17 protein-coding genes are annotated in these 9886 nt (G+C 66.0%); 12 read left to right on the top strand and 5 right to left on the bottom strand.

Annotation, left to right across the window (positions count from 1 at the left end; translation table 11 throughout):
- The 7 genes from ACHFFA_RS11555 to ACHFFA_RS11525 all read left to right on the top strand — a co-directional run.
- Window positions 1-785: phosphotransferase family protein (locus ACHFFA_RS11555; RefSeq protein WP_394270985.1), on the top strand; the 785-nt coding region annotated here is incomplete at its 5' end.
- Window positions 786-835: 50 nt separating this feature from the next.
- The gene (gene dapD, locus ACHFFA_RS11550; protein ID WP_394270984.1) at window positions 836-1660 is read left to right on the top strand and encodes a 2,3,4,5-tetrahydropyridine-2,6-dicarboxylate N-succinyltransferase; all 825 of its coding nucleotides are present in this window, start codon (window positions 836-838) and stop codon (window positions 1658-1660) included.
- 63 nt (window positions 1661-1723) lie between these two features.
- Window positions 1724-2047: a hypothetical protein gene (locus ACHFFA_RS11545; RefSeq protein WP_394270983.1), complete on the top strand. Its 324-nt coding sequence runs from the start codon at window positions 1724-1726 to the stop codon at window positions 2045-2047.
- 23 nt (window positions 2048-2070) lie between these two features.
- Window positions 2071-2295: a DUF2945 domain-containing protein gene (locus tag ACHFFA_RS11540; protein ID WP_394270982.1), complete on the top strand. Its 225-nt coding sequence runs from the start codon at window positions 2071-2073 to the stop codon at window positions 2293-2295.
- Between the two features lie 32 nt (window positions 2296-2327).
- Complete coding sequence (locus ACHFFA_RS11535; RefSeq protein WP_394270981.1) at window positions 2328-2783, top strand: DUF1810 domain-containing protein; 456 nt, start codon at window positions 2328-2330, stop codon at window positions 2781-2783.
- The gene (locus tag ACHFFA_RS11530; RefSeq protein WP_394270980.1) at window positions 2773-3030 is read left to right on the top strand and encodes a DUF3253 domain-containing protein; all 258 of its coding nucleotides are present in this window, start codon (window positions 2773-2775) and stop codon (window positions 3028-3030) included. The genes ACHFFA_RS11535 and ACHFFA_RS11530 overlap by 11 nt, the downstream gene beginning before the upstream one ends.
- Window positions 3027-3431 (top strand): DoxX family protein, encoded by a 405-nt coding sequence (locus ACHFFA_RS11525; protein WP_394270979.1) that lies wholly within the window; start codon window positions 3027-3029, stop codon window positions 3429-3431. The genes ACHFFA_RS11530 and ACHFFA_RS11525 overlap by 4 nt, the downstream gene beginning before the upstream one ends.
- A gap of 8 nt (window positions 3432-3439) precedes the next feature.
- On the opposite strand, the gene ACHFFA_RS11520 is transcribed toward ACHFFA_RS11525, so the two are convergent.
- Window positions 3440-3697: an SWIB/MDM2 domain-containing protein gene (locus ACHFFA_RS11520; RefSeq protein WP_394270978.1), complete on the bottom strand. Its 258-nt coding sequence runs from the start codon at window positions 3695-3697 to the stop codon at window positions 3440-3442.
- A gap of 27 nt (window positions 3698-3724) precedes the next feature.
- A complete protein-coding gene (locus ACHFFA_RS11515; protein WP_394270977.1) occupies window positions 3725-4309 on the bottom strand; it encodes a YbhB/YbcL family Raf kinase inhibitor-like protein in 585 nt (194 codons plus the stop codon).
- A gap of 235 nt (window positions 4310-4544) precedes the next feature.
- Between ACHFFA_RS11515 and ACHFFA_RS11510 the strand changes: the two genes are divergently transcribed.
- The gene (locus tag ACHFFA_RS11510; protein WP_394270976.1) at window positions 4545-6008 is read left to right on the top strand and encodes a S41 family peptidase; all 1464 of its coding nucleotides are present in this window, start codon (window positions 4545-4547) and stop codon (window positions 6006-6008) included.
- A 4-nt stretch (window positions 6009-6012) separates the two neighbouring features.
- Here ACHFFA_RS11510 and ACHFFA_RS11505 read toward each other — a convergent pair whose 3' ends face one another.
- On the bottom strand, window positions 6013-6465 hold the full coding sequence (locus tag ACHFFA_RS11505) for a DUF3429 domain-containing protein (RefSeq protein WP_394270975.1): 453 nt from the start codon (window positions 6463-6465) through the stop codon (window positions 6013-6015).
- An 11-nt stretch (window positions 6466-6476) separates the two neighbouring features.
- A complete protein-coding gene (locus tag ACHFFA_RS11500; protein ID WP_394270974.1) occupies window positions 6477-6920 on the bottom strand; it encodes a COG3650 family protein in 444 nt (147 codons plus the stop codon).
- An 86-nt stretch (window positions 6921-7006) separates the two neighbouring features.
- Between ACHFFA_RS11500 and ACHFFA_RS11495 the strand changes: the two genes are divergently transcribed.
- The 4 genes from ACHFFA_RS11495 (at window position 7007) to ACHFFA_RS11480 (ending at window position 9566) form a co-directional block, all read left to right on the top strand.
- The gene (locus ACHFFA_RS11495) at window positions 7007-7543 is read left to right on the top strand and encodes a hypothetical protein (RefSeq protein ID WP_394270973.1); all 537 of its coding nucleotides are present in this window, start codon (window positions 7007-7009) and stop codon (window positions 7541-7543) included.
- Window positions 7544-7608: 65 nt separating this feature from the next.
- Window positions 7609-8058, top strand: coding sequence for a pyridoxamine 5'-phosphate oxidase family protein (locus tag ACHFFA_RS11490; RefSeq protein WP_394270972.1), 450 nt, complete (start codon window positions 7609-7611; stop codon window positions 8056-8058).
- A 134-nt stretch (window positions 8059-8192) separates the two neighbouring features.
- Window positions 8193-8810 (top strand): OmpA family protein, encoded by a 618-nt coding sequence (locus ACHFFA_RS11485; protein WP_394270971.1) that lies wholly within the window; start codon window positions 8193-8195, stop codon window positions 8808-8810.
- A 54-nt stretch (window positions 8811-8864) separates the two neighbouring features.
- A complete protein-coding gene (locus tag ACHFFA_RS11480) occupies window positions 8865-9566 on the top strand; it encodes a CsbD family protein (RefSeq protein ID WP_394270970.1) in 702 nt (233 codons plus the stop codon).
- A 40-nt stretch (window positions 9567-9606) separates the two neighbouring features.
- Here the strand turns inward: ACHFFA_RS11480 and ACHFFA_RS11475 are convergent.
- Window positions 9607-9886: hypothetical protein (locus ACHFFA_RS11475; RefSeq protein ID WP_394270969.1), on the bottom strand; the 280-nt coding region annotated here is incomplete at its 5' end.

The raw sequence follows: 9886 nt of genomic DNA, 5'->3' as shown, positions 1-9886 counted from the left end.
TACTGGTGCCGCGGCTCGTCGGGGTCTGCGAGGACCCCGCGGTCGCCGACGTCCCGGTGGTCGTGATGGAGCACGTCGACGGCATCGTGCTCGACCGGATGGAGGTGGCCGAGTCCCTCGACCCCGCCGTCCGCCGTGAGCTCGGGCTGAACCTCGCGCGCACGCTCGCGCACATCCACGCCGTCGACGTCGACGCGGTCGGCCTGGGCGACCTGGCCTCGCGCTCGCCGTACGCCGAGCGCCAGCTCAAGCGCTGGTCCCGCCAGTTCGAGGCGAGCCGCACGCAGGAGCGGCCGGACCTCGACGAGCTCACCGAGCTGCTGCGGGCCAACGTGCCGCCGCCGGGCGACCTGTCGCTCGTGCACGGCGACTTCCACATCCGCAACGTGATCGTCGACGGCGAGGACGACACGGTGCGCACCGTCCTAGACTGGGAGCTGTCGACCCTGGGCGACCCGATCGCGGATTTCAGCTACCTTATGCTCAACTGGCACAACCCGACCGATGGCCGTGCCGGGCTGCTCGGGCTCGATCTCGAGACGCTCGGCATTCCTTCGCAGGAGGAAGCGGTCGAACGCTATGTCGCGCGGACCGGTTTCCCGGTGCCGCCGATGGACTGGTACTTTGCCTACAATCTCTTCCGCCTCGCCGGCATCATGCAGGGGATCAAGAAGCGCGTGATCGACGGCACCGCATCGAGCGCCCATGCCATGGCGATGAGCGAGCGGGTCGGCCCGCTGGTCGACCGCGCCTACGAATTCGCGCAATCCGCAGGGATGGACTAGGGCGCCGGCGCTGGTAACGGGGCGGCACACACAGCCGTCAGGAGAACAGCATGAGCGCCGACCTCGAAACCCGCATCGAAGCCGCATGGGATGACCGCGCGAACGTCACCCCGCAATCGGCCGAGGTGCGCGAAGCGGTGGAAGCGGCGCTGAGCCTGCTCGACAGCGGCAAGGGCCGCGTGGCCGAGCCTGACGGCCGCGGCGGGTGGCAGGTCAACCAGTGGCTCAAGAAGGCGGTGCTGCTGTCCTTCCGCCTCAACGACAACCGGGTGATGGAAGGCGGCAGCGCCGGCCACCCCGCCTACGACAAGGTGCCGAGCAAGTTCGCCGGGTGGGACGAGGCCCGCTTCGCCTCTGCCGGCTTCCGCGTCGTCCCCGGCGCGATCGCCCGCGAAGGCGCCTATATCGCCCCTGGCTGCGTCCTGATGCCCAGTTTCGTCAACATCGGTGCCTATGTCGGCAGAGGCACGATGGTCGACACCTGGGCCAGCATCGGCAGCTGTGCCCAGATCGGCGAGAATTGTCATATCTCGGCCGGCGCGGGGATCGGCGGGGTGCTCGAGCCGATGCAGGCCAACCCCACGATCATCGGCGACAACTGCTTCATCGGCGCCCGCAGCGAGATCGTCGAGGGCGTGATCGTCGGCGAAGGTAGCGTCGTGGCGATGGGGGTCTTCATCACCCAGTCGACCAAGATCGTTCACCGCGACAGCGGGGAGGTGATCCGCGGCCATATTCCGCCCTATTCGGTCGTCGTTCCCGGAACGATGCCCGGCGAGAACGGCCGCCCCGGCCTCGCCTGCGCAGTCATCGTCAAGACGGTCGACGCGCAGACGCGCGAGAAGACTGCCATCAACGACCTGCTGCGTGATTGATCGCGCGCGGAACATTCGGCCTCACGCTTCGTAACCTGCCTGATGCGATAGCAGGGGTTCACGATGCAGAATGACAACAAGCCGCAGGTCAACGTAGACGAAGTCGAAGCGAGCGCCGGCTCCAAAGAGGGCGTGGTCCGCTGGGTTCTAATCGGTGGGCTGCTGCTGGCGGTCCTCTTCATGTCCCTCGTCTGGATCATTCCCGCCCTGATGCAGGATGGCGAAGGATCGGGCGATGTCTCGGGCCAGATCCAGTCGGGCGAATCGCGCACCGATACCGATTCGATCGTCGGCGTCGAACCAATGGACGCTGAAACCGACAGCGAGACTGCCGGCGCGGACGGCGAAGTCCGGACCGAAGACGGATTGAGCGTGGTCGAGAACTGATCGTCGGCGAAGGAGAACGGGCGATGAGCGGACAAGGCTTTCGCGTCGGTCAGAACGTGGCCTGGCACTGGGGGAACGGTGAAGGCGAAGGAAAGATCGCCGAGCGGTTCGAACGCGAGGTTTCGCGCACGATCAAGGGCAGCAAGATCACCCGCAAGGGCAGCAAGGAGGATCCGGCCTTCCTGATCGAGCAGGACGATGGCGGCAAGGTTCTGAAGCTGGCCTCGGAGCTGTCGCACAAGGGCTGAGACAGCTGAGGCGATCGCAAGGGGAACAGGGCATGCGCGGCGCTGAAGACCGGTTCGAGCATTTTCTGACCGCCCAGGCAGGCGGGGTCTATGAACAGGCGCTCGGCGAACTGCGCGCCGGTTCGAAGCGGAGCCATTGGATGTGGTTCATCTTTCCGCAGCTGGCCGGACTTGGGTCCAGTTCCATGGCGCGGCGCTACGCCCTGTCCGGCGTGGCCGAGGCATCGGCCTATGCATCGCACGACGAGCTTGGCGAACGCCTGTACGAGGCCAGCGAGGCCATGCTCGACTGGGCCGGCACGATGCGCGCGGAGGATATCCTCGGCCAGATTGATGCCCTGAAATTTCGAAGCTCGATGACCCTGTTCGAAGCTGCGTGCGACGACAACCAGGTCTTCGCCGACGCACTCGAAAGCTTTTACGATGGCGAACGCTGCGCCTTCACGCTCGACCGGGTTGCAGGCGCCAAGGCGGGCCATGGCGAATGAGGATGGCAATGTGGCCGACGGTGCGACCGAGGCGATCCTGACCCTGCTCGCGCAGCGCGGCACCGGCGCCACAATCTGCCCCAGCGAAGCGGCGCGTCGGCTTGCTCCTGATGCGTGGCGCGATCGCATGTCCGAGGTTCACGCAGCGACCGATGTCCTCCTTGCTGATGGCCGCGTCCGGCTGTCCTGGAAGGGCGAGCCGCTGGCGGCCCGCGATGGCCCTTACCGCATCGCCTTGGCGAGATGAATCGCGCGCGCCGGGGACTGCAAATTTTGCTGGGCGTGGTCTATGCCGCCGCCGGCATTCTCCACCTGGTCTTTCCCGAACCGTTCCTCGGCATCATGCCACACTGGGTAAAGGCACCGGAAGCGGCAGTGGCAATTACCGGGATTGCCGAGCTCGCCGGGGCTGCAGGGCTGCTACAAGAGAGGAGCCGCGCCTTGCGTCAGGCGGCAGGTGCGGGACTTGCGCTGTATGCGGTGGGGGTCTTCCCGGCCAACATTCAGCATTTTGCGAACGATCTGGCGCGGGCGGATCAGGGACTAGGTCTTGGCTACCACATTCCTCGGCTGCTGGCGCAACCGGTCATCGCATGGGCAGCCTTGTGGGCCGGCGGCGTCACGGACTGGCCGTTTCGCCGCCGGTAGCCAGCAAATCAGTTGGACGTCATGTGCTTGGAAACGGCGCCCGTCATCTTGAACATCGAGATCTGGTCCTTGCCGATCACCGAACCGAGCTTGTCGTCGGGATTGATCATGCGCTTGTCCTTGCTGTCCTGCAGGTCGTTGCTCTTGATGTAGTCCCACACCTTCGAGGTCACCTGCGCCCGCGTCATGGGGCCCTTGCCGACAACGTTCTCAAGTTCCGGCGAGAGGTTCACCGGTTTCTGCAGCGCATTGTTCTTACCAGCCATTTCTCGAAATCCTTTCTTTCAGGTCTGTTATTCAAAACCATCGAAGTCGGCGGCATCGAGTTCCTCGATCTCGTGACCTTCGAAGCGCGAAGCGAGCAGCGCGACGGCCGTGACATGGCCCTTCATCGCCGCCAGCAAATCAGCATGCGTCGCCCCCGGCAGCAAGGCCAGCGGCAGGTCCAGCGCGAACAGCTGGAAGACGTAGATGTGTTCTTCGCCCAGCGGGGGATCGGGCAGCAACCATTCCGAATTGCCCAGTGCGTTCTTGCCCGCGCGGGGCGGCGTTTCTCCTTCGAGAAGCTTGCCCCGTTGCGGCGCCAGACCCCAGACCAGCCAGTGAACCCGGCCGCTGGCCGCATCTTCCACCACCAGGGCAAGTTCGTGGGTGCCGGGCGGCGGCGCGGTCCATTCCAGCGGCGGGGCCACCGCGTCTTCCTCTGCCGCGGTGAAGCTGGGATCAAGTTCCTGGCCATGGCGGAAGGCCGGGCTCGACAGCGAGAACCCGCCGCGCCCCAGATCGCCTTCCTGTGCCACCTTCGCCGCGGTCAGCTTGGCCGCGATCTTCTCGCCTTCGACGGCGCGTTCGATCCAGGCGGGAACAACAGACGGCATCACAACTCCTGCATGGCACAAGGGCACCCTGCCCCGCGGTTACGGCGTGCGTTCTAGCCTTACCTTGAGGCAGAGCGCCACGCATTTCCCTACGGTTTGCACTGATTTTCGCACGAAACGGCCGCATTGACCGTCGCAATTGCGTTCCGGCAGGGCGGCAGCACTTGCGCAGGCAACGCGATCGGGGACATATCCCGCACCCGGACCGCCGGATTTTCGGTGCGGGGAGCGCAGGATGCCAGTTTTCAGAACCATCGTCTCGGCGGCGCTGGCCGTCGCCCTTGCCGCATGCGGGGGTGGAGGTGGCGGCAGCAGAAACGCCCCGACCCCCGGGGGCACGGGCACCGGCGGGACTGATGGTGCCGGGGGAACCGGCGGGACCGGCGGGACAGGCGGGACGGCCGGAGACTGTTCGGTTTCAGGCCGGCAGGATTGGGTCCGGGCGCAGATCAATGAATGGTATCTCTTCCCCGAACTTGTCGACACCTCGGTCGCGAAGGGCGATCACGCCACGGTCCAAAGCTATATCGATGCGCTGGTCGCACCTGCGCGCGCGCAGGAGAAGGACCGCTTTTTCACCTATGTCACCTCGATCCGGGAAGAAAACGACCTGATCCGGAACGGCGCGAACGCAGGGTTCGGCTTCCGCCTGGCTTATGACGAGCGCGAACGGCGATTGTTCGTCCTCGAAGTGTTCGAGACCGGTCCGGCCTATGCCCGGGGTGTTCGCCGGGGCGACGAGATCCTGACGATCGGCGATCGGCAGGTCGAGGACCTGTTCGCCGCGGGCGGCTCGCGTGCTGTGAGCGATGCCCTCGGCCCGGCGAACCCGGGGGTTACCCGCTCGATCAGATTCCTGAACACCACCGGGACGGCGATCAATTCCAATATCACCAAGGAGGAATTCGCGCTCGATCCGATGTCCGACGTCTACGGACAGGAGGTTTTCGAGATCGACGGCGAGAAGATCGGCTATATCAACCTTCGCACCTTCATCATCCAGTCGGCCGAGGCGGAGCTTCGCGCCGCCTTTCAGAGGTTCCAGAACGAAGGCGTAAGCAAGGTCATCCTCGATTTGCGGTATAACGGCGGCGGGCTGATCTCGGTGGCCGAGGTGCTGGGCGACCTCCTCGGCGCAGACAAGGTGGGGCAGGTCTTCAGTCGCACCGTCTTCCGCCCGTCGAAGGCCGAGAACAACGAAACCCGATCCTTCCAGCGGCAGCCGCAGGCCATCACCGCATCGCGTATCGCGGTGATCGGGCGCGGCGGCACGGCCTCTGCGAGCGAACTCGTGACCAATTCCATGCTGGCTTACCTTGGCCCTGATATCGCGCTTGTCGGAACGAATACCTACGGCAAGCCGGTGGGCCAGATCGGGCTTGACCGTTCGGCATGCGACGACAGGTTGCGGGTCGTAGCGTTCAAAACCGCCAATGCCCGGGGCGAAGGGGAATATTATCGCGGCCTTGCCGGCGTGATGCAGGCGACCTGCGCGGCGAGCGACGATATCGAAACGCCGCTCGGCGATCCTTCCGAGGCCTCGATCATGGCCGCCCGCGCCTATCTTGGCGGCATGCAATGCCAGCCGATTGCCGGCGCGGGACTAGCAACTCGCACCTCCCAGCAAGCCGCCCGGCGCGATCTGCTGGTGCCGCGCCAGCCATCGGCGGCGCAGTTCCAGAACCCCGGGCTGTTCTGATCCTTTAAATCAGCGCGCTGGCGATGGTGACGGTGCCGAGGCCGAGCGACAATGGGATACGCAGCCCCTGCCACCAGCGCGGGGCGAGCGCGCCAAGGCGTGCATCCGCCACCAGCGTCAGCACGATGGCCGCGCCGGTCATGACCAGTGCCGTCTCGACAAACGGCCACCACACGATCCCGGCAAGGACGATGCCAGCAGCAACCAAGGGCGGGACCATCGAAGCGATCCAGACCGCCGCCAGGGCCTGCCGCCGTTCTGCCGCCGGCGCGCTGGCTGCAATGCCCCACCAGGTTCCGCCGAGAAAACTGAGGATCGTCAACGCATAGCCCAATGCAATCATGCGCGCGGCATCGTGCCAATCCTGCGGCCCGAACAGGAGTACGGCGAGGCACCCCAGCGAAGGCAGCAGCCCGGCAAAGCCCAGCAGGCGCGGCCAGAAGGGAATGCCGGACATTACGGTGCCAGTCAGGGAGCGGCCGGTCCGGTAAACGCCTGACGGTCCGTCCAGGCGCACCCCTCGAACTGCCGGTCGCCCAGCTTGACCGTCGCGATGTAGGGATAGCTGCGGTCGGACATGCCGTCCGAACATCGGCCGGCGGTGACCATGACGTCGAACGTCTCGGCCCCCATGCGTCCCGTGAAAGCCAATCCGTTGTTGCCGGCGAACCGATCGACGCGGAAGCGGGTGCCCGCCATGACTTCGGGCGTCGTCCATACGGCTTCGCCTCCGGCGATCTCGCCGCTCCAGAACGGTTCGGTGCCGACCAGATACACCGTCTCTGCCGGCGCGATCGCGGAAAAGGTATCGGCCCTCTGCGGACCTGCGGCCTGGCAGGCGGCGGCCAGCAACGGGAGCGCCATCGCGAACCGCGTTTTCGTGCCAATTCCGAACACTTGCCGGCTTTTCATGCAGATCTCCAGCCCGTCCGCCTTCCCGCCCGGAACAGCGCGGCGGATTGTGCGGTTTGAATAGCCAGATCGAGGATGGAAGACCAATGCGTATTTCGCCATGGCTTGTGGGTGGGGCGGTGGTTGCCGCCAGTGCTGGCGCAATCGTAGGAAGCCGCATCGAAACCGCACCGCTGGTGGAGCGCGGCCCTGCCGATATCACAGCGCGAGACCGTCCGGCGTCGCTTTCCGGCGAGGAGCCAGTGCCGATGGCCATGCCTGACCACTATCCTCTCGAAACCGCCCAGGGGCGCTTTGCGATCGGCGAACTGCCGTTACGCGGCAGGCTGCGCGACACTGCCGTCGCCATGAGTTGGGAACGCGAGCGCAGGCCGAGCCCAGACTTCGCCGCAACGCTGGCTAGGGAGGAGCAGGCCGCCCGGCTTGCACGTGAAGCTGCGTTGATAGCCTATACGGCACGCCTTCCCGCCGGAACGCCTCCGCCGGCGCCCGCCGCTCCCCAGCCCACAGCCAGCAGGGTCGAGCAGCAGACAGCCCCGGTGGATTCCGCTTCGCTCGAGAACGCGGGAAATGCATCCTCGCGGATGATCGATGTCGATGCCGTCCTCGCCGCCCGCGAATGATACGAGCCTTTCGGAACAAGCAGGCCGCAGCAGGCTTGACCCTGGGTAACCAAGGAGAGTGATGCATGAACGAGCGGTCCACCAAGCAGCATCTCGATCACATCGCCAAGGCGATGCGGGACATCGATTTCGTCATGCTGAACACCCACACCGCGGGCGGGCAGATCGGCGCCCGGCCGATGAGCAACAATCGTCAGGTCGATTACGATGGCGACAGCTACTACTTCACCTGGGACGATTGCCGGATGGTCGACGACATCGAACAGGACCCCCGCGTCGGGCTCTCCTTGCAGGGCCAGCAGGAAAAGGACGGCGCGCCCGGCATCTTCATCGCCATCGAGGGACAGGCCGAAATCCGCCGCGACAAGGCAGAGTTCGCGGAACACTGGGTCGACGATCTCGAACGCTGGTTCGAGGATGGCATCGACACGCCCGGCCTTGTGATGATCGCCGTGCGGGCGACCCGTGCGGCCTATTGGCACGGCGAGGATGACGGCGATTTCGTGATCGACTGATCCATTACTCCCGAACATCGAACTATGTCGGGCGCTTAGCCGGGAAAGATAACGCGGCGCGGGTGTTAACCCTGTGTCCGGCACGACGCATGGCGTGTGTTCAGGGTCCGGGCGGAGGATCAAGGAGAGATATCATGGTGGATAACAGGAACGACCGGGACGTGCATGGGCATTCGTCCCTCAGTTCGGCACCGGAAGAGAAGAAGACCAATTGGCTGCCGCTGCTGCTCGGGGCGCTGCTGCTCCTCGGCCTGCTGTTCCTGCTGCTGCGGGGCTGCGACGACGAGGAAGCCGTGGTCACCCCGACCGAGACGGTCACCCCGGTCGAGACGGCCACCACCGATCCTGTCGCGACCACGGCGGCAGTGGCCCCGGTCGCCTACTCGCGCGACACCTTCGATCGCACGCTGACCGGCACCGATCCGCTTCCCGTCACCTACGGCCTCGATCGCGTGACCTTTGCCAGCGGTTCGAGCGATCTCAGCGCCGAGGCGCAGGAAGAGATTGCCGGTCTCGCCGAAGCGTTGAGCGGCCGTCAGACGGCCCGCGTCTCGCTGCGCGGGTTTGCCGATCCGTCGGGCGATGCGGCGGCCAACCAGCGCCTCTCGGAAGAGCGGGTCGCCGCCGTGCGTCAGGCGTTGATCGACGGCGGTGTCGCCGCCACCCAGATCGAGACCGCTGCCGCGGGCGAGACGGGCATGGCCGCCACCCAGGAAAACCGCCGCGTCGAGATCACGCTGCTCTCGCGTTGATGCAACCCATCGCCGGGGCACCGCGCCCCGGCGACCTACCCAAGGAGTAACACGATGGGACAGAAGATCACGGCGATGTTCGAAAGCCGGACCGAAGCCGAAGCGGTGCAGAACGAACTGCGCTCGCTCGGCATCCTCAAGGACGACGACGACACCGCGGCCAATCGCGGCCATGTCTACGACAAGACCCACTCGAGCTATCGCGCCGGGACCTATTCCGATCACAACGATCGCGGCTTCTGGAGCGATGCCGGCTGGGACGATGACGACGACTACCGTATGCCCGACGAGGACCGCCACGTTTACGAAGAGGGCGTTCACCGCGGCAACACCCTGCTGACCGTCACCGTCGACGACGAGATGGCCGACCGTGCCCGCGAGGTCATCGAACGTTCGAACGCCTTCGACGTCGATGCCGAATCCTCCTCGTGGCGCAGCCAGGGCTGGTCCGCCCCGGCGACGGCGGCGGCTACGGCGGGTGCCGCAGGCGCGGCCACCGGCGGCTATTACACCCGCGACACCCAGGCGAGCTCGACCCGTTACCGCAGCTATCGCCGCGACACCGGCAACGGCCCGGGCGAGACCAGCTACCGTGCATCGGGCGTCGCCAACGAGACGATCGGCAACGTCAAGCAGGGCATCGGCAACCTCACCGGCAACGAGAGCCTGCGCCAGTCGGGCCTCGAGCAGGAGCGCAAGGGCGAAGCCCAGCACCGCGAGGGGGACCGCAGGGGCGAGAGGGGCAACGAGTTCTGATCGCCTGACCTTGCTGCGATAACGAAGGGGCCCGCCGCCATCAGGCGTGGGCCCCTTTTTCGTGCCCGGCCCCGCCCTTGCCCACATATCGCCGGGCGGGCGGTGTCACACCTGTCACACAGTCCAGGGCCATCTCCGTCCCCTTGGCAAGGCAAGCGTCGCCTTGGCGCCGCGAGGTGTCGCCAATGGCGCCCGCGGTGTCGCCTTGCGCCGCCGGCGCGTCGCCCTGGGCCGCAGGATCGCGCGAGGCATCGCGCAGATAGTCGCCCAGCGTCTGCCCCTCCCACGGCGAGGCCGCCCGCTCCCGGCTCGCCGCAGAT

It is taken from the genome of Qipengyuania sp. (genome assembly GCF_043423005.1).
Classification (GTDB): domain Bacteria; phylum Pseudomonadota; class Alphaproteobacteria; order Sphingomonadales; family Sphingomonadaceae; genus Qipengyuania.
The sequence above is the reverse complement of the archived record's forward strand: the minus strand, read 5'-3'. Positions and strand labels throughout refer to the sequence as shown.